The sequence below is a fragment of the Streptomyces sp. CB02366 genome (assembly GCF_001905905.1).
In the GTDB taxonomy this organism is placed as follows: Bacteria; Actinomycetota; Actinomycetes; order Streptomycetales; family Streptomycetaceae; genus Streptomyces.
Genome location: NZ_LIVT01000007.1, coordinates 239,976 through 258,437, shown reverse-complemented (window position 1 = coordinate 258,437; position 18,462 = coordinate 239,976). Strand labels below are relative to the sequence as shown.

At 74.1% G+C, this 18,462-nt stretch carries 13 protein-coding genes and 1 pseudogene; 9 read left to right on the top strand and 5 right to left on the bottom strand.

Going from position 1 to position 18,462, the window contains the following annotated elements; all coding sequences use genetic code 11:
* The first annotated feature begins 134 nt into the window (after positions 1-134).
* Both AMK24_RS22055 and AMK24_RS22050 read left to right on the top strand, forming a co-directional pair.
* On the top strand, positions 135-821 hold the full coding sequence (locus tag AMK24_RS22055; RefSeq protein WP_079190583.1) for a DUF305 domain-containing protein: 687 nt from the start codon (positions 135-137) through the stop codon (positions 819-821).
* 154 nt (positions 822-975) lie between these two features.
* Entirely contained in the window at positions 976-2,379 is a 1,404-nt protein-coding gene (locus AMK24_RS22050; protein ID WP_073770549.1) for an FAD-dependent oxidoreductase, read from the top strand.
* A 212-nt stretch (positions 2,380-2,591) separates the two neighbouring features.
* On the opposite strand, the gene AMK24_RS22045 is transcribed toward AMK24_RS22050, so the two are convergent.
* Positions 2,592-3,323: a class I SAM-dependent methyltransferase gene (locus AMK24_RS22045; protein WP_073770548.1), complete on the bottom strand. Its 732-nt coding sequence runs from the start codon at positions 3,321-3,323 to the stop codon at positions 2,592-2,594.
* A gap of 83 nt (positions 3,324-3,406) precedes the next feature.
* On the bottom strand, positions 3,407-3,919 hold the full coding sequence (locus tag AMK24_RS22040) for a hypothetical protein (RefSeq protein WP_079190582.1): 513 nt from the start codon (positions 3,917-3,919) through the stop codon (positions 3,407-3,409).
* Between the two features lie 362 nt (positions 3,920-4,281).
* On the opposite strand from AMK24_RS22040, the gene AMK24_RS22030 reads away from it, so the two are divergent.
* From AMK24_RS22030 to AMK24_RS22015, 4 genes are all read left to right on the top strand, one after another.
* Positions 4,282-5,367 carry a WD40/YVTN/BNR-like repeat-containing protein gene (locus tag AMK24_RS22030; protein WP_073770546.1) on the top strand — a complete coding sequence of 362 codons (1,086 nt, stop codon included), beginning with the start codon at positions 4,282-4,284 and terminating at the stop codon, positions 5,365-5,367.
* Positions 5,368-5,446: 79 nt separating this feature from the next.
* On the top strand, positions 5,447-6,124 hold the full coding sequence (locus tag AMK24_RS22025) for a uracil-DNA glycosylase (RefSeq protein WP_073770582.1): 678 nt from the start codon (positions 5,447-5,449) through the stop codon (positions 6,122-6,124).
* Positions 6,121-7,224 (top strand): N-acetylglucosamine kinase, encoded by a 1,104-nt coding sequence (locus AMK24_RS22020; RefSeq protein WP_073770545.1) that lies wholly within the window; start codon positions 6,121-6,123, stop codon positions 7,222-7,224. Before AMK24_RS22025 ends, AMK24_RS22020 begins: the two co-directional genes overlap by 4 nt.
* A gap of 165 nt (positions 7,225-7,389) precedes the next feature.
* A complete protein-coding gene (locus AMK24_RS22015) occupies positions 7,390-8,313 on the top strand; it encodes a sirohydrochlorin chelatase (RefSeq protein ID WP_073770544.1) in 924 nt (307 codons plus the stop codon).
* A gap of 108 nt (positions 8,314-8,421) precedes the next feature.
* Here AMK24_RS22015 and AMK24_RS22010 read toward each other — a convergent pair whose 3' ends face one another.
* Positions 8,422-9,483: a lactonase family protein gene (locus AMK24_RS22010; protein WP_073770543.1), complete on the bottom strand. Its 1,062-nt coding sequence runs from the start codon at positions 9,481-9,483 to the stop codon at positions 8,422-8,424.
* A gap of 862 nt (positions 9,484-10,345) precedes the next feature.
* On the opposite strand from AMK24_RS22010, the gene AMK24_RS22005 reads away from it, so the two are divergent.
* Entirely contained in the window at positions 10,346-11,578 is a 1,233-nt protein-coding gene (locus AMK24_RS22005; RefSeq protein ID WP_073770542.1) for a cytochrome P450 family protein, read from the top strand.
* Between the two features lie 428 nt (positions 11,579-12,006).
* A complete protein-coding gene (locus tag AMK24_RS22000; RefSeq protein WP_073770541.1) occupies positions 12,007-15,564 on the top strand; it encodes a S8 family serine peptidase in 3,558 nt (1,185 codons plus the stop codon).
* 195 nt (positions 15,565-15,759) lie between these two features.
* Here AMK24_RS22000 and AMK24_RS21995 read toward each other — a convergent pair.
* Positions 15,760-16,167: pseudogene (locus AMK24_RS21995) on the bottom strand (RidA family protein); the annotation flags it as partial.
* Positions 16,168-16,313: 146 nt separating this feature from the next.
* On the opposite strand from AMK24_RS21995, the gene AMK24_RS21990 reads away from it, so the two are divergent.
* Positions 16,314-16,697, top strand: coding sequence for a winged helix-turn-helix transcriptional regulator (locus tag AMK24_RS21990; RefSeq protein ID WP_073770540.1), 384 nt, complete (start codon positions 16,314-16,316; stop codon positions 16,695-16,697).
* Positions 16,698-16,839: 142 nt separating this feature from the next.
* On the opposite strand, the gene AMK24_RS21985 is transcribed toward AMK24_RS21990, so the two are convergent.
* On the bottom strand, positions 16,840-18,345 hold the full coding sequence (locus AMK24_RS21985) for an FUSC family protein (protein WP_073770539.1): 1,506 nt from the start codon (positions 18,343-18,345) through the stop codon (positions 16,840-16,842).
* Between the last annotated feature and the right edge of the window lie 117 nt (positions 18,346-18,462).

The window sequence follows — 18,462 nt, the reverse complement described above, 5'->3', positions numbered from 1 at the left end:
GGATCGAACGGTTCAGGAACCTCCGGCAGTATCGTCCCTCCCATGTACACATCAACAGATGGCAACACAGACGTAATAAAAATTTTTGATCTTCGGCCAGGGGAAGCGTGCTAGGACGGTCTGCAACAAAACCTGTGGCACAGGAGGTCGCCGTGTTGATCCATCGCCGGTCCGCAGCTTCACGCTCAACCGCTCTGGCGGCGGCGGCCGTTGCCGCCGTCCTCGCCCTGGGCGCCTGTGACGCGGACAGCGGTGACGGGGCGTCGGGCAAGGCGAAGGACGCCGGCCCGGGCGTGGTGGCGCCCGGCAGACCGGGCGAACCGGCGCGGACGCTCTCCGCCGAGGAAGCCGCCGAGGAGGCCGGCGGGGACACCGCCAACTCCGCGGACTTCCGCTACGCGCGGATGATGATCCAGCACCACGCACAGGCGCTGGTGATGACCGAACTCGTCCCGGACCGCGCCTCCTCCGACGCCGTCAAGCGGCTCGCGGACCGCATATCGGCGGGCCAGAAGCCGGAGATCGGCGCGATGGAAGGCTGGCTGGAGAAGAACGGCGGCGAGAAGCGCGAGCCGGGCCACGACCACGCCGGGATGCCGGGCATGGCGACCGAGGCCCAGCTGAAGAAGTTGCGGGCCGCCGAGGGCAAGGCGTTCGACCGGCTCTTCCTGGAGTTGATGACCACTCACCACCAGGGGGCGATCACCATGGCCACGGAGGCGCTCACCGAGGGGAACGACGTCTTCGTCGAGGAGATGGCGACCGACGTGGTGGCCCAGCAGACCGTGGAGATCGACCGGATGCGCGGGCTGATGGACTGAGCCGCCCGGCCTCCGGTGCGCTTCGGCCTTCCCGCTCCCCCGGGTTCTGCTTCCAGCCGCCGCCGAGCACCCGGACGGCCCGCGCAACGGTGCGGATCCGCCCGGCGGTGCGATGCTGGAAGCAACCTCCGGGAAATCCGGGAAGGGGTGCGCCGTGCTCTCCGTCGCCGTCGTCGGTTCCGGTCCCAGCGGGGTCTACACCGCTCAGGCCCTCCTCCGGCAGTCCCTCGTGCCCGATGTGCGGGTGCACGTCCTGGACCGGCTGCCCACCCCGTACGGACTCGTGCGGTACGGGGTCGCACCCGACCACGAGAAGATCAAGTCGCTGCAGAACAGTCTGCGGGCGGTGCTGGAGGACGACCGGGTCGCCTTCGTGGGCAACGTCGGCGTCGGCGGCCCGGACGGGGTCTCCCCCGCCCGATTGGCCGAGCTGTACCACGCGGTCGTCTACTGCGTCGGGGCGTCGGCGGACCGCGCGCTGGCGGTGCCGGGCGAGGGCCTGCCGGGCAGCTACTCCGCCACCCGTTTCGTCTCCTGGTACAGCGCCCACCCGGACGTCGGCGCCGACCCGTTCGCCCGGGACGCCCTGGAGGCGCGCTCGGCCGTCGTGATCGGCGTGGGGAACGTGGCGGTCGACGTGGCCCGGATCCTGGCCCGCGGCGCGGACGAACTGCGCCGCACCGACGTGCCGCCTGCCGCGCTCGGCGCCCTGGAGCGCAGCCGGGTGCGCGATGTGCACATCGTGGGCCGCCGCGGCCCGTCCCAGGCCCGGTTCACCACCAAGGAGCTGCGGGAGCTGGGTGCGCTGCCCGGGGCCCGGGTCCTCGTCGACCCGGCGGAGCTCGCCCTCGACCCGGCGTACACGGCGCCGGAGGAGGCGTCGGGTGCGCCCGTGCTGCCCGCCGTGGTGCGCCGGAACCTGGAGGTCCTGCGCGGCTGGTCGGCGGACGGCGGCCCGGTGGGCGGGGCGTCCTGCGGGGCCGGGGCCGCGCGCCGCATCCGGCTGCGGTTCTTCCTGCGACCGGTGGAGCTGCTGGAGCGCGGCGGGCGGGTCGCCGGGGTGCGGTTCGCCAGGACGGCCCCGGACGGCGCGGGCGGGGTCCTGGACACCGGGGCGTACGAGGACATCGAGGCGCGACTGGTCCTGCGGGCGGTCGGCTACCGCGGGGTGGAGCTGCCGGGGCTGCCCTTCGACCCGGTGCGCGGGACGGTGCCGCACGCGGCGGGCCGGGTGCTGCGGGGCGGGTCGCCTTCGCCGGGCGAGTACGTGGCGGGGTGGATCAAGCGGGGGCCGACCGGCGTGATCGGCTCGAACCGCTCCTGCGCCAAGGAGACGGTGGCCTCGCTCCTGGCGGACGCCCCCGCGCTGGCCCGGCGGACGGCGGCGGACGATCCGCTGGCGGTGCTGCGGAGGTGGGGGCTGCGGCCGGTGGAGTGGAGCGGCTGGCTGTCGATCGAGCGCGCGGAGGCGGAGCTGGGGCGTTCGCTGGGGCGCGGCCCGGTGAAGATCCCCGACTGGTCCGGCCTGCTGGCCGCGGCCCGCGACGAGGACCGCTGAGCGGGGGTACGGAGCCCGGCCGCGAGCCCGCCCGGGGCCTCCGGGCGGCGGGGCGGGTGCGGGGCCGGCCGGTGGGCCGCGCGGCGGGTCGGCCCGGGGCAGAGGCGCCGGCCCGCCGGCGGGCGCTTGCGGGCTCCGGTCCAGCGGGCGGGAGCTCGCGAGCTCCGGCCGGCCGGCGGGGGCGGCCGGGACGCTCCGTGAGGCGGCTCCCCTCAGTGCTCCCGGACCGCCACCACCAGCCGGGCGCGGGGGCTGCCGTCGGGGCGGGCGCCCAGGCCGGGCAGCGGTTGCAGCCGCACGGTGAATCCGGCCCGGGACAGGTCCTCCAGCACGTCGCCGAGCCGGAACGTGCGGTAGTACATGACGAACGGCGGACGCCACAGGGCGTTGCGCACCCGCATGGCCGCGTCGAAGCCGAGCAGCGTCCAGTACGCGCGCGATCCCACCGGGGGCGGCGCGCCGATCGGGAAGACGAACTGCCCGCCCGCCCGCAGCGATCCGTGGACCCCGGCGAAGAGGCCGAGGCGTTCGGAGGGCAGGAAGTGACCGAACGCGCCGAAGCTCAGGGCGAGATCGAAGGCGGGGGCGAAGGGCAGCGAGCGGGCGTCGGCCCGTACCCAGTGCACCGCCGGTCCCGTGTCCCCGGGCGGGAAGGCGGCCCGGGCCTCGGCGAGCATGCCCGCGCTGAAGTCGACCCCGGTCACCCGCTCCCGGCACAGCTCCCGGAGTACGCCCACCCCCGCGCCCGTGCCGCAGCAGACGTCGAGGCCGGTGTCGAAGGGGCCGAGCCCGCGCACGGCCCGGGCCACGGCGTCGAGCACCCGGTCGGGGGTCCGGTAGGGCGTCCGGTCGAACTTCGGGGCGAGGAGGTCGTACCCGCGCTCCGTCGAGGAGAGCGCCTGGACGGCCAGTTCGCGCACGGTGGGGCCCTGTTTGGTGAACATCAGGGCTCACCCTACCGACGCCGCGCGCCCCTCGCGGCCTCGCCCGTCCGCGGCTCCCGCCGCGGACGGGAGCGCCACCCGCCTCAACGCCCCTCGGGGCCCCGCCGCTTGAGGGTGACGGCGGTATCGGCGGCGTACGCCTGGGTCCAGCTGCGCCCCGCCCCCGACCGCCACGTGACATGGACCGTGGAGCCGTCGAGGCGGGCGCTCTCCACCGTCATGGCCCGGTCCCCGTCGCGCACGTCGCCGCGCCGCAGTCCGGCCGCCTCGACCGTCACCGGGTCCTCCCCGGGGGCGTTCTCGGTCTCCTCGGCAGCCCGCAGGAGTACGGCGGCCAGCTCCCGGGCCGCCCCGGGGGTGCAGGACCAGACCGCCTCACCGGCGGGGGCCGAGAACCGGATGCCGACGCGGGGGGCCGGCCCGGTGCCGGCGGACGTACCGGGCTCCCCCGACGCGGCGGGGGCCGGGCCGGACACGCCCACGGCCGCCGCGGTCCCCGCGGGTTCCCCCGGGGCGGCCGCGGCCGGGCCCCCTTCCCCCGCCGTGACCGTGACCACCGCCGGGCGGCCGTCGGCCCCCGTGATCCCGCTGTCCACCGTGGTCTCCTCGTCTCCTCGTGTCCCCGGCCTCCGTCCGGCCTCCGCCAGCATGTCAGTACCGGCCGGCCCGGGCGGTGGACGGGCCCGCCGGGGGGGGGGAGACGGACGCGGTACAGCGGGATCAAGGTCCGGCGGCCGTCCAGCCGGCGGCCGGCCGGGGCTCCTCGCCCTCCACGGCGTCGGGCAGGGCGGGGATCCCGTCCGGGGCGCCGCCGCGCCGGGCCCGCGCCGCCCGCTCCGGCGCGGTCTCCCCGGCGTCCGCCGGCCGGGGCCCCGGGCGTGTGCGGGGACCACTGTCAGTGGCGGAGTGCAGACTGTCGGTGTTCCGGCACAACGGCGTTACCGGGAGGTCCTGGACCATGACTGACGTACTGCTCACGGCGGGTACCCGCAAAGGGCTCTTCATCGGCCGCAGGCGCGGCGGGAGGTGGGAGATCACCGGCCCGCACTTCAACGCGCAGGCGATCTACTCGGTGGCCGTGGACACCCGCGGGGACACCCCGCGAATCCTGGTCGGCGGGGACAGCGCGCACTGGGGCCCTTCCGTCTTCCGCTCCGACGACCTCGGCGAGACCTGGGCCGAGCCGCGTCAGCCGGCGGTGAAGTTCCCGAAGTCCACGGGGGCTTCGCTGGAGCGCGTGTGGCAGCTGCATCCGGCGGGACCGGAAGCGCCGGGCGTGGTCTACGCGGGCACGGAGCCCGCCGCGCTGTTCCGGTCCGAGGACCGGGGCGAGTCGTTCGAGCTGGTCCGGCCGCTCTGGGAGCACCCGACCCGCTCGCGGTGGGTGCCGGGCGGAGGCGGCGAGGGGCTGCACACCGTGCTGACCGACCCCCGCGATCCCCGGGCCGTCACCGTCGCGGTGTCCACGGCGGGCGTGTTCCGGACCAAGGACGGCGGGGCGAGCTGGACCCCGTCGAACAAGGGCGTCTCGGCGGTCTTCCTGCCCGATCCCGACCCGGAGTTCGGCCAGTGCGTCCACAAGGTCACTCGGGACGCGGCCGACCCGGACAGGCTCTACCTCCAGAACCACTGGGGCGTGTTCCGCAGCGACGACTCCGGCGACCACTGGAGCGGCATCGGGGCGGGCCTGCCCTCCGACTTCGGGTTCGCCGCCGTCGCGCACCCCCACCGCGGCGGTACGGCGTACGTCTTCCCGATCAACGCCGACGCCGACCGGGTTCCCGCCGAACACCGCTGCCGGGTGTTCCGTACGACCGACGCGGGAGACACCTGGGAGCCGCTCTCCCGGGGCCTGCCGGACGGGGACCATTACGGCACGGTGCTGCGGGACGCGCTGTGCACCGACGACGCGGATCCCGCCGGGGTCTACTTCGGCAACCGCAACGGCGAGTTGTACGCCAGCGCGGACGACGGGGACAGCTGGCGGCAGCTCGCCTCGCATCTGCCGGACGTCCTGTGCGTACGGGCGGTGGCACTCGGCTGACGGTAGTCGGCGACCGGCGGTCGGCCGAGCGCCGACCGCGGTTGATCGCCGTGGCCGTACCAGCAGTAGAGTGCGGGCCGTGGCAGCACGACCGTTGAAAGAGATCATCGAGCCGGGGTGGGCCGAGGCCCTCGAACCCGTCGCCGAACGCGTCGCCGCTATGGGCGACTTCCTCCGGGCGGAGATCGCCGCGGGACGCACGTACCTGCCCTCCGGGGCCCATGTACTGCGGGCGTTCCAGCAGCCGTTCGAGGAGGTGAGAGTGCTGGTCGTCGGCCAGGATCCGTACCCCACCCCGGGGCATGCGATCGGGCTGAGCTTCGCGGTGGCCCCCGACGTCCGGCCGCTGCCGGGCAGCCTGGAGAACATCTTCCGGGAGCTGCACGGGGACCTGGGGCTGCCCCGGCCGTCCAACGGCGACCTCACCCCGTGGACCCGGCAGGGGGTGCTGCTGCTCAACAGGGCGCTGACCACCGCGCCCCGGCGGCCGGCCGCCCACCGGGGCAAGGGCTGGGAAGAGGTCACCGAGCAGGCCATCAAGGCGCTGGTGGCCCGGGGCACGCCGCTGGTGTCGGTCCTGTGGGGGCGTGACGCCCGCAATCTGCGTCCGCTGCTGGGCGACTACCCCGCGATCGAATCCGCGCACCCCTCCCCGATGTCCGCCGACCGGGGTTTCTTCGGCTCGCGGCCCTTCAGCCGCGTCAACGAACTGCTGGCGCGCCAGGGGGCGCAGCCGGTGGACTGGCGGCTTCCGTGACGCACACCCGTGCGCCCCGCCCCGGCGCACACGTCCTCGGAGTCGACTCCGGGGGTTCCGGGCTGCGGGTGGCGCTGGGCCGGGTGGGGACGCCGGGGCCGTTGTCGACGACGGTCTGCGCGGAACCGGTGCGGACGGGGGCGGGCGGCATCGACGCCGGGCATCTGCTGGAGCAGTTGCTGCCCGCCGCCCGGGAGTTGCTGGAGCAGGCGACCGCCTCCGCGACCGACGACGAGGGCGGCGGGGGCGGCGCGGGCGGAATCGCGGCGCTGGCGATCGGAGCCGCTGGCATGGCCACCCTGGGCGAGCGGCTGAGGGCGGAGCTGCCCGGGGCGCTCGCGGAGGCGCTGGGGGTGCGCCGGCTGGCGTTGGCGGCCGACGCGGTGACGGCCTACGCGGGCGCGGTGGGGCAGCGCCCCGGGGCGGTGGTGGCGGGCGGCACGGGCATGATCGCTCTCGGTACGGACCTGAAGGAGTGGCGCAGGGCCGACGGGTGGGGTCATCTTCTGGGTGACAGCGGCGGCGGTGCGTGGATCGGCCGCGCCGGGCTGGACGCCGCGATGCGGGCCCACGACGGACGGCGTGGGGGTTCCCCCGCGCTGCTGGAGCGGTTGCGGGCCGTGTTCGGACCGGCGGAGGCGCTGCCGGGCCTGCTCTACCCGCGCTCGGACCGGCCGGCCGTGCTGGCCTCGTTCGCCCCGGAGGTGGCGGCGTGCGCCGGAGCGGACCCGGTCGCGGCCGGCATTCTCCGGCAGGCCGCCGGACACATCGCCGAGGCGGCGGCCGCCGTGTGCCCGACGACCGCAGGGGCGGCCGGTGGAACCGAGGCTGTCGGTGAAGTGGCCCTGACGGGCGGCCTGTTCCGGATGGGCGAGCCGTTGGTCGGCCCCGTACGCGAGGAGTTGGCACGGCTGACGCCGGGGGCTCGGGTGACAGCGGCGGCGGGCGATCCGCTGACCGGTGCGCTCCGGATCGCGCGCGCCCTGGCAGCCGGGAAGCTGCTTCTGCCGCGCCATCCGACGATGCTGTTCGTCCCCGGGGAGGACGCGGACGGGCGGCACGGCCGAGCGGACGCGCTCGACGGAGCGGGGGCGGGGTGACAGCGGCGGCGCGGAGGAGGGGCACGGGAGGAGACCGGGGCACAACGGACCGACAGACAGGGACACTCCGGCCGTAAATCACTCATCGGACATAAGCGGATAGTTAACGCTCGACCGGACCCTCCCCGAACAGAGGGGCAGGCAAAACCAGTAGCATGCGGCGCCATGAGCACCCCCACTGGGCCCGCTTCCGGCCTGCCTGTACGAATGCCGCGACCTCGCCAGTCCGGACGGCACCGCCGCCCGGAGCCCGTGGTCGCACCCGAGGGCGCAGCCGCGCTCGTCCTCGCCGTTCCCGGTACCCCCTCTTCGGCCACGCGCAGCCTGGCCGAAGAGGTGATCAGCATCGCCCGTTCCGAGCTGCCCGGCCTCAACGCCCTGATCGGCTACGTGGACGGCGACGACGCCGAGTACCCGACCCTCGCCACGATCCTCGCCCACACCGCCGCCGAGCGCGTCGCGCGCTACGAGCAGGCGCTCGCCGCCGGCCGCGAGGTCGCCGAGCCCGCCGGCCCGCCGGCCGTGGTGGTCCCGCTCCTCGCGGGCCCCGACGGCGCGCTGCTCCGCCGGATACGGCAAGCGGTGATGGAGAGCGGTACGCAGGCCGAGCTGACCGATGCGCTCGGCCCGCACCCGCTGCTCGCCGAGGCCCTGCACGTACGGCTGTCGGAGGCCGGGCTGGCGCGCGCCGACCGCGCCAGGCTGTTCACCGTGGCCACCGCCGCCGACGGCATCGTGCTGGTCACCGTGGGCGGCGAGGAGGCCGTGCAGGCCGCCGGGATCACCGGCATGCTGCTGGCCGCCCGGCTCGCGGTCCCGGTGATGGCCGCCGCGCTGGACGTGGAGGGCTCGGTCGCCTCGGTCGCGGAGCAGTTGCAGGGCTCGGGTTCCGCGCAGCTGGCGCTGGCGCCGTACCTGGTGGGCCCGGAGATCGACGCCGGGCTGCTGGACGCCGCCGCGAAGGAGGCGGGCTGCGCGACGGCCGAGCCGCTGGGCGCGTACCCGGCGATCGGCAAGCTCGTGCTGTCCCTGTACGCCACGACGCTGGGCATCACGCCGGCGACGCCGCAGGGCGCCCCGGTTCACTGACCGGACGCCGCCGCCGCGGGGCGGCGGCCCGGGAAGCCGGACAGCGCGACGGACCCGGACCGGAGATCTCCTCCGGTCCGGGTCCGTCGCGCTGTGCGGGGGCGGCCGTCAGACGAGGACGACGCAGGAGGCCGCGGGGACCTCGATGGAGCCCGCGTGCCGGGGGACGCCCGTCTGGGCGTCCACGGCGAACCAGCTGACGTTCCCGGAGCGCTCGTTGGCCGCGTACAGCCACTGGCCGCTCGGGTCGAGGGTGAGGTCGCGCGGCCAGTGTCCGCCGCAGCCGACGGTGGCCGCCAGGGCGGCCTTCTCGCCGCTCTCGTCGAGGGTGAGCACGGAAATGCTGTCGTGGCCCCGGTTGGCGGTCCACAGGAAGCGGCCGTCGTGGGCGACGACCACCTCGGAGGGGTAGGTGCGCACCGCGTCGTCGGCCCTCTCGTGCTCGGGCAGCACCGGTACCTCTCCGAGCACGGCGAACCGGCCCGCCGCGGCGTCCCAGCGGCACACGGTGACGATCGGCTCCAGCTCGCCCAGTACGTAGGCGAGCGAGCCCGAGGGGTGGAAGGCCAGATGGCGCGGGCCGGCGCCCGGTCGCAGCGCCGTCTCGCTGTGCGGGCTCAGCGCCCCGGTCGCGGGATCCAGGGCGCAGACGCGGACCGAGTCGGTGCCGAGGTCCACGCTGACCACCCAGCTCCCGGAGGGGTCGGCGAGCACCTGGTGGGCGTGCGGGCCTTCCTGGCGTTCGGGGTCCGGGCCGCTGCCCTCGTGCCGCAGGACGGAGGAGGCGGGCCCGAGCGAACCGTCGTCGAGGAGGGGCAGGGCGGTGACGCTGCCGGAGGTGTAGTTGGCGGTGACCACGTGGTTCGCGGCGACCGCGAGGTGGGTGGGCGCATCGCCGTCGACGGCCCGTACGGTGCCCAGCAGGGCCGGTACGTCCCCGTCGACGGCGAAGGCGGCGGCGACGCCCGGCGCGCTCTCGCCGACCGCGTACAGAACCGTTCCGCCTGCTCGGGGGCCGACCGCGAGGAAGGAGGGGTCGGGCACGGCGTCCGTGGAGCCGAGCACGGTCAGCGCGCCGGTGTCCCGGTCGACGGCGGCGGCGGTGACGCCGAGTCCGCCCGCCGAGGTGAACGATCCCAAGAATGCCCGTCCGGCTCTGTTGCCGATCATCGCGTTACCCCTCTCCACCGTCGCCGCGCTTCCGCCCTCGCCGCGATCTTCACGGCCGACGGTAGCAGGCACCCCCCTGCGGTCCAGACCAATGCGGCCATGAGGGTGGCGCCCGGAGCCAAGGGCCCGCAGGCCACGCCGGGCGGCCCTGGGCGCGGCCCCGGAAGGGACGTCGGGCAGAGGGTTCGGCGGCGGGCGCGTCCCCGGGGGAGCCCGCCATGACCCTGCGGGGGGGGTGGCAGCCGGGAAGCGGGAGGCCGTGCTCGGACCGCCCACCCGAGGGCGGGCCCGCGACACCGGTCGAGGCGCCGCGTCGGCCGATGTGTCCGGCGGCCGGAGGCGGGCCGCCGCGGAACGCGGTCTCGGGGGCGGCGGAGCCGCAGGGCCCTTCGGCGCCGGTCACGACGACGTAGTGCTCGCCGAATCCACCGGGCGGCCTCGGCGCCGCCCGGCATCCTCCAGCCGCGCCCCGGTGGCCACGACGCCGGAGTCCGGTTCCGCTCCTCGTTCTTGACCTTCCGTCAGTCGTGCCATCCCGTGCGCGGTCCGGCCCCACCTCCTCAGGGCCTGTCGTCAAACTGCCGCCCGCCGGGCGACGACAGGCCCTAGGGTTCCGTCATGCCTCCTTCGCCGGACGCCGACGCCGGTCCCTCTGCGGCGCCACCCGGCCCGGGGCCCCGGCCCGCCCGCCGGCCGGACCCGCCCGCGCCTCATCGCCGGGGCGGCGGCCGGTGCTCTCCCGGGCGTCCCGCCCGGGACGGACCTCACGGTCCTTGCCGAATCGCGTCGGCGGCCGGGCCCCTCCCCCGCGCGCCCGAGCCCTCCCCCTCGTCCTCACCGCCTCCCGATGAAGGGACACACCATGTCCGAGCAGCCGCCACTCGTCCTCGACCCCTCCGGATCCGACCGCCACGCGGAGCACCGGGCCCTGCGTGAGCGCGGCTCGGCGACCAAGGTGGACATCCTCGGGGTGACCGCGTGGTCGGTCACGGACCCCGCGCTCCTCAAGGAGCTCCTGACCAGCTCCCAGGTCTCCAAGGACGCCAGGGCCCACTGGCCGGCCTTCGCCGAGACGGTGGCCACCTGGCCGCTCGCGCTCTGGGTGGCGGTCGACAGCATGTTCACCGCGTACGGGGGCGACCACCGCCGGCTGCGCCGCATGGTGGCCCCGGCGTTCAGCGCCCGCCGCATCCAGGGCCTGCGCAGCTCGGTGGAGGAGGTCGTCAGCGGTCTCCTGGACGGGCTCGCCACCCGGCCCGCCGGTGAAGTGGCGGACTTACGCCAGGAGTTGGCCTACCCGCTGCCGATCGCGGTGATCGGCCGGCTCATGGGCGTACCCGAGGACCAGCTCGACGGCTTCCGCGCGGTGGTGGACGGCGTCTTCGACACCACCCTGACCGTCGAGGAGGCCGCCGCCAACACGGCCGGGCTGTACCACGCCCTGGACACCCTGATCGCGTCCAAGCGCGCCGCGCCGGGCGACGACATGACGTCGCTGCTCATCACCTCCCGCGACGAGGAGGGCGACGGCGGCGGCCTCACCGACGACGAGCTGCGCGACACGCTGCTCCTGATGATCTCCGCGGGATACGACACCACGGTCAACGTGATCGATCAGGCGATCACGGCCCTGCTGGCCGATCCCGCCCAACTCGCCCACCTGCGGGCCGGCCGCGCCGACTGGAGCAGTGTGGTCGAGGAGACCCTGCGCCACGAGCCCGCCGTCAAGCACCTGCCGCTGCGCTACGCCCTCTCGGACATCCCGCTGCCCGACGGCGGGAAGATCGCCCGTGGCGACGCGATCCTCGCCTCCTACGCCGCCGCCAACCGCCACCCCGACTGGCACGGCGGGACCGCCGACGCCTTCGACCTCACCCGCCCGACCAAGGACCACCTGGCCTTCGGCCACGGAGTCCACTTCTGTCTCGGCGCCCCCTTGGCCCGTCTGGAGGTCGTCACGGCGCTCCAGCAGTTCTTCGACCGCTTCCCCGACGCGGAACTGGCCGTCCCCGCAGCCGAACTGAAGCCCCTCCCCTCCCTGATCAGCAACGGCCACCAGACCCTGCCGGTACGGCTGCGACCGGCGGCCGGCTGACCGCGGGCCGGGCGGTGCCCCCGTACGACCGTCGGGCGTTCGCGCCGGGGCGCCGGCCCCGGCCCGGCCGCCCCGGTTCACGCCCACGCCTCACAGCCGCATCGGGCGCCGAACGGTCACGGTCGGCGTACGGGTCGCCGGTCCGATCCACCGGGCGGGAGGCGTCGCCCGGACGCGGCCCGGGCCCCGGCTCGGGCCGTCCGCCTCCCCGGCGCCTGGAGCGCGGTCAACGGGCGAAGCCGCGCGCCGTTCTCCCGCACCGCAGAAGGGGCCACCGCCCTCTTGTCATGCACGAAGCAACATGGGCATCTTTGACTCCGTCACTTTCCGCACACCCCCGTCATCCCTGAGTGACATGTCGCGCCCGGTGGTACGGCAGCCCGTGAAGATCTCGCGGACCTCCGCCACCCCGCATACCGAGGAGACTCATGGCACCGTTTCGAAGATCCCCACGCCGGGTCGCCCTGGCTTCCCTGACAGCGCTGGTACTGCTGCCCTGGGGCGCCGGAACCGCGGCGGCCGGTGAGCCCGCCCCCGCCACGGCGCAGGAGCTTCTGAGCCTCAAAGCCCAGCAGAAGCTGATCGAGCAGTTGGAGGAGAAGGGCAAGAGCACCTTCTGGGTCGTCATGAGCGAGGACGCCGAACTGTCCGCCGCCGAACGCGCGCAGAACAAGACGGACAAGGCCAGGGCGGTGCTCACGGCCAAGAAGAAGGTCGCGCAGGAGAGCCAGGCTGACGTCCTCAGGGCGGCCCGGGGCGCCGGGGCCGACGCCGTCCCGTACTGGATCGACAACTCCGTCAAGGTCGTCGGCGACCTCGGACTCGCCACGAAGATCGCTGAGTTACCCGGGGTCGAGTCCATCGAGGCCGACCAGACGATCAAGCTCGACGAACCGGTCGAGGGCGAGGACGAACCGACCGTCAACGGTATCGAGTGGGGCGTCGACCGGATCAACGCCCCGCAGGTGTGGAGCACGTACGGCGTGCGCGGCGAGGGCGTCGTCATCGCCAACATCGACAGCGGCGTCCAGTACGACCACCCCGCGCTCGTCAAGCAGTACCGGGGGCGCAACGCCGACGGCTCCTTCTCCCACGCCTACAACTGGTTCGACCCGGCCGACGTGTGCGCCGGCGACAACCCGTGCGACAACAACGGCCACGGCACCCACACCATGGGCACCATGGTCGGTGACGACGGCAACGGCAACCAGGTCGGTGTCGCGCCCGGCGCCACCTGGATCGCCGCCAAGGGCTGCGAGAGCAGTGGCTGTTCCCGCGAGTCCCTGCTCGCCTCCGGACAGTGGATCGTCGCGCCGACCGACGCGAGCGGCGCCGACCCCCGGCCGGACCTGGCCCCCGACATCGTGAACAACTCCTGGGGATCGAGCGCCCAGGACTCCTGGTACCAGGAGATCGTGACCTCTTGGCGGACCGCGGGCATCTTCCCCGCGTTCTCCAACGGCAACAGCGGTCCCGGCTGCAACACGGCGGGCTCCCCCGGCTCCTACATCAGCAGCTACGCGAGCGGCGCGTTCGACAGCAACAACGCCATCGCGAGCTTCTCCTCACGCGGTACGGGCGAGAACGGCACCGTCAAGCCGAACCTGGCCGCCCCCGGCGTGAACATCCGCTCCGCCTACACCGGCGGCGGTTACAGCGCGCTCAGCGGTACGTCGATGGCCTCCCCGCACACCGCGGGCGCCGTCGCGCTGGTCTGGTCCGCTTCGGCGTCCCTGCACGGCGACGTCGCGGCCACCGAAGCACTCCTCGACGACACCTCGATCAACGTGTCCGCCCTGACCTGCGGCGGGACCGAGGACGACAACAACGTCTTCGGTGAGGGCCGGCTCGACGCCTTCGCCGCGGTGAGCGACGCCCCGCGCGGCGCGACCGGTTCCCTGAGCGGCACCGTGACCTCTGGCGCCGAAACCGTCGCGGGCGCCCAGGTCGTCGCCGACGGACCGATCGACCGTACCGCCGTCACCGGCGCCGACGGTTCGTACAGCTTCCCCGCCCTGTCCGTGGGCGACTACGCCCTGACGGTCAGGAAGTTCGGGCACACCGACGCGGCCGGAACCGAAACCGTCACCGCGGACCGGAACACCGTGCGGGACTTCTCCCTCGTGGCCGCTCCGTCCGCGAAGGTGACCGGGACCGTCACGTCCTCGGCGGGCCCCGCGGCCGGTGCCGAGTTGTCGTTCGCCGGCACCCCCGTGACCGCCACCGCCGACGCCCAGGGCCGGTACCGGGCGACTCTGCCGCACGGCACGTACACGGTGAACGCCACGCACGGATCCCGCTGCGTGTCCCCGGGAAGCGCGCAGGTGCCGGTGTCCGGTGACACGGTCGCCGACGTGCGCCTGCCCGACCGTGTCGACGGATTCGGCACCGCCTGCGCCGCCGGAGCCGAGCCCTGGGTGGCCGGCGCCGACAAGCTGAACCTGAGCGGCGACGCCGCCAACGTCAAGATCGACCTGCCGTTCTCGGTCCCGTTCTACGGCGAGACCCACCGGTCGGCCTGGGTCAGCACCAACGGCTACCTGAACTTCGCCGCGGCGAACTCCAGCAACGCCAACACCGCGCTGCCCCGCACCGCCACCCCGAACGCGGCGCTCTACCCGTTCTGGGACGACCTGCTGGTCCGCCCCGACGCCGGCGGCGTCTACACCGCGGTCAAGGGCGCGTACCCCAACCGGACGTTCGTCGTCGAGTGGCGTGACGTCGTCAGCTGGTACGACCAGGACGCCCCGTTCTCCTTCTCCGCCGAGATCGGGGAGAACGGTTCGGTCACCTACCGGTACAAGGACCTCTCCGACGCCTCCGGCGGCTACTCCACCGGCCGGAGCGCCACGGTCGGCGTCGAGAACGCGACGGGCACGGACGCCCTCGAGTACTCCTACAACGCGGAGGCGCTCTCCGACGGCCTCGGCGTCGCCTTCCGTACGACGAAGTCCGGTGTCGTGCTGGGCACGGTCAAGGACGGCAACGACGGCGGCCCCGTGTCCGGCGCCGAGGTGACCGCGGGTTCGACGAGCACCACGACGGGCTCCGACGGCAGGTACGCGCTGCAGTTGGGCACGGGCACGCACACGCTCGCGTTCGCGGCCGCGGGTTACACCGGTGACAAGAAGACCGTCGCCGTGGAGGCGGGCCGGGTGGCCGACGCGAGCACGGCCCTGGCCACGGGCCGGGTCGCGCTCGACCAGGACCGGGTCACCGTCGTCGCCCCGACCGACCGGACCCGGGAACGGTCGGTGACCCTGGCCAACACCGGCGCCCCGACCCCGTACACGATCGCCGAAGCCGTCGGGGGCGCGGCGCAGGACGTACCGTGGCTCACGGTCTCCCCCGCCGAGGGCGACCTCGCGCAGGGAGCCCGGCAGAAGGCGACGCTCCGCTTCGACACGTCGGGCCACGCACCCGGCACCGTCCTGTCTGCGGAGCTGCTGGTGCGTTCCGACAGCGGACGCAGCCCGGAGATCAAGGTTCCGGTGACGCTGGTCGTCCCCGGCTACCAGCAGGCGCTCGACAGCGGCGCCGGCTCCTCCTCGACGGACACGAACGGCGACAGCTGGCAGCCGGACCGGCCGTTCACCGGTTCGTCCGGGTATCTCGGCACGTCGAAGACGACGTCCACCAGGCAGAAGATCAGCGGTACCCAGGACCCCCAGCGGTTCACGACGGCCCGCGAGGGCATGTACGAGTACCGCTTCGGCAACGTCCCGAACGGCGTGTACACCGTGGAGCTGGACTTCGCGGAGCTGTCCTCGACCAGGCCGACCGCACGGGTCTTCGACGTGATCGCGGAACGCACGGAGGTCGAGCCGAGCCTGGACATCGCCCGGGAGGCCGGGTCGTACAAGGCCCTGCAGCGGACCTACACGGTGGAGGTCGCCGACGGCGAGCTGAACGTCCGCTTCGTCTCGGGCAAGGGCAGGACGCTGGTGAACTCCATCCGGGTCACCGAACGCCCCGACCTTTCGTGAACCGTCCGTTCGTGATCCCTGCCCGCCTCTGAGCCGTTCGTGACCTCTTCCTGGTTCCGAACGCCCAGGCCCGTCCCGCGTCCGACGCGGGACGGGCCTGCGTTTCTTCCGGCGCGGCCCGTGCGCCCGACGGCCTCACGCCAGGCCGTTCAACGGTGGGCGTTCCCCACGCCGCGCCCCCTCGACCGCCCGTCGGCCGAGGACGGCGGTGGCTTCGATCTCGACGAGGTGGTCGGGCGAGGAGAGGGCCGCGACGCCGATCAGGGTGCCCGGGGGAACGGGGACGGGGACGCCCAGCTTCGCGGCGGCCCGGGCCACGCCCTCACCGAAGGCGGCCATCTTGTCGGGCGTCCAGTCGACGACGTAGACGGTCAGCTTCACCACGTCGGCGAAGGAGGCGTCGGCCCCGGCCAGGGCGGTGGCGACGTTGAGGTAGCTCTGCTCGACCTGGGCGGCGAGATCGCCCGCCCCGACGGTGCGCCCCTCGGCGTCCCAGGAGACCTGTCCAGCAACAAAAACCAGCCGCGATCCGGTGGCGATGGAGACCTGGCGGTAGGCGTCGGTCTTCGGCAGTCCGTCGGGGTTCACCAGGGTGATGGTCATGAGCGTCGATTCTCCGTACGTGCGGGGGGCTCGCGGGCCCGCGCCCACCGGACCGGGCCCTTCCCGGTCTCTTGTGGATACTCGGTAACCATAGGAAACTGTGCGCTGTGCTGGAAGAACGCACTTTTTCGTAACGGAGGAACCTGATGGTGACCACGCCCTACCCGGGCTCGCCCGATCAGACGGACCTGAGCCGCGCCGACTCCCTGGCGCGGGAGGTCTTCTCGGACATCGCCAACAAGTGGGCCTTGCTGATCATCGAGACCATCGGCGGCCGCACCGCCCGCTTCAGCACCCTGCGGGACGGGATCGAGGGCATCAGCCACAAGATGCTCACCCAGAACCTCCGCATGCTGGAGCGCAACGGACTGGTCGTGCGCACGGTCCATCCCGTCGTGCCCCCGCGCGTCGAGTACACCCTCACCGAGGCGGGACAGGCCCTGCGCGTGACGATCGACGGCATGTGCGCCTGGACCCACCAGTACCTCGCCCACATCGAGACCGCCCGCCGCCGCTTCGCCGCCGGCTGACCGGACCACCCCCCGCGCCGGTACGGAGAGGGACGCCCCGCGCGGCGAGCGGCCTCCTGGGCTCCGGAGCCCTGTGCAGGCTTCCGGGACGGGGAAAGGCGGAGACGCCCCCGGGCCGGCCGGCCGGGTGCGGCGGCGGACTTCAGGTGTTCATCGAGGCCGCGTAAGGAGCGTGGCTGAGCGGGCTCACGAGTTCGGCGAGGGCGCGTTCCAGGTCATGGATGTGGGCGAGGGCGGGGTCCGCCGCGGTGGAGCGGTGCGCGTGGGCGGATGCGGGCGGGATCGTGCCGGGCCGGGAGGAGGTGAGGACCTCGACCGCGGACCGGACCCGCCAGCAGGCGGCCGTCAGGCGGTCGTCGTGCGAGGCGTCCGGGTCGGCCGCGACGAGAGCCAGGCCGCGGACCTCGCGGGCGCAGTCGTCGAGGAGAGCCAGGACCTTGCGGGCGCGGGCCTTGCGGGCGCGGAGCGGGTTGAGGGGGTGGACCAGGGGCGCGAGGGAGAGCCGTACCCGCCCCAGCAGGAGTTCGAGCTCGGCGATGTGGGGCTCGGGGTCGGCGCCCGGAGCGCCGGCGAGCCGGGCTGCGGCCTGGGCCGTGCACGCGTGGACACAGCTCAGTGCGCGCTGGATCCAGGAATGGGTCGTCGCGTGCGTCGTGACGGGAAGGACCAGCAGCACGGCGAGCGCCGCGCCGAGCGCCCCGACGGCGGTCTCCGCGACGCGCAGCCAGAGCAGCGCCTCGTCGAGGACCCCCAGCGCCCCGTAGAGCATGCCGGCCATGACCGTCACGAAGAACATCATCCAGCTGTACGAGACCGCCGCCGTGTAGAAGATGCCGAAGACGCCGACCGCGACGACGACAGCGGTCGGGGCGGCCGCGCCGTCGAGCGGGATGGCCACGGCGAAACCGGAGGCGATACCGATCACGGTCCCCAGGACCCGGCGGAATCCCCGCACGAGCGTCTCGCCGCGCGAGGTCGTGTTGACGAAGACCCACCAGGTCGCACCGACCGCCCAGTACCACCGCTGGTCGGACAGCGCCTGCCCCAGGCCCAGCGCGAAGGCCCCGCCCAGGGTGGCTTGGACCGCCTGCCGGGTGGTGACACGCAACCGGCCGCCGATCTCCGGCGGAGCGGGCGACGCCGGGACGGGCAGCCGCCGCTCGTAGCACCACAGGCCGAAGCGCACGGTGGAGGCGACGCCCAGTGACAACGCCACGGCGGCGTACAGCTCGGGCAGCTGAGCGGGCACGGTGTGGAGGAACTGGGCGGCGAAGAACATCATGAACGCGAAGACGCCCAGCGCGTGCCCGCGGGGCCCCCAGCGGCGGGCGTGCACGCCCGCCCCCATCACGGCGAGGAAGCTGAGGTCGCGGGCGACCGGCACGTCGTGCAGCGCGGCGGCGAGGGCGAGGACGGGCAGCCCGGCGACGGGGAGCAGGGCAGTGGTGACCGCCTGTCCGCGCACCGTCGGGTCGGTCACGGTGAAGAGGGCGAGCAGAGCCGCGAGTCCGCCGGTGACGGCCGCCTCCAGCGAATGCCCGACAAGCCCGCACAGCGCGACCGCGAGACCGATGCCGATCACGGCGCGGGAGGCGAAGCGCAGCCGTATCCGCCCCGGATCCGGCGCCACGAACACCTTCTTCAGCACGCTTCCACCCCTTCCGCGTCGCCGCAGAACTCGCATGAAAAAGGCGCCGCGGAAGTCCGCAGCGCCATCGACCGCCCCATTTCAGCATCTGCCGGACCCTTGGATCAAACGGACCGG

Bases quoted from the DNA above. Each gene is read 5' to 3' on its own strand.
- AMK24_RS21990 (WP_073770540.1), top strand. From the start codon at position 16,314: ATGGTGACCACGCCCTACCCGGGCTCGCCCGATCAGACGGACCTGAGC.
- AMK24_RS22010 (WP_073770543.1), bottom strand. From the start codon at position 9,483: ATGATCGGCAACAGAGCCGGACGGGCATTCTTGGGATCGTTCACCTCG.
- AMK24_RS22000 (WP_073770541.1), top strand. From the start codon at position 12,007: ATGGCACCGTTTCGAAGATCCCCACGCCGGGTCGCCCTGGCTTCCCTG.
- AMK24_RS22015 (WP_073770544.1), top strand. From the start codon at position 7,390: ATGAGCACCCCCACTGGGCCCGCTTCCGGCCTGCCTGTACGAATGCCG.
- AMK24_RS22045 (WP_073770548.1), bottom strand. From the start codon at position 3,323: ATGTTCACCAAACAGGGCCCCACCGTGCGCGAACTGGCCGTCCAGGCG.
- AMK24_RS22030 (WP_073770546.1), top strand. From the start codon at position 4,282: ATGACTGACGTACTGCTCACGGCGGGTACCCGCAAAGGGCTCTTCATC.
- AMK24_RS22005 (WP_073770542.1), top strand. From the start codon at position 10,346: ATGTCCGAGCAGCCGCCACTCGTCCTCGACCCCTCCGGATCCGACCGC.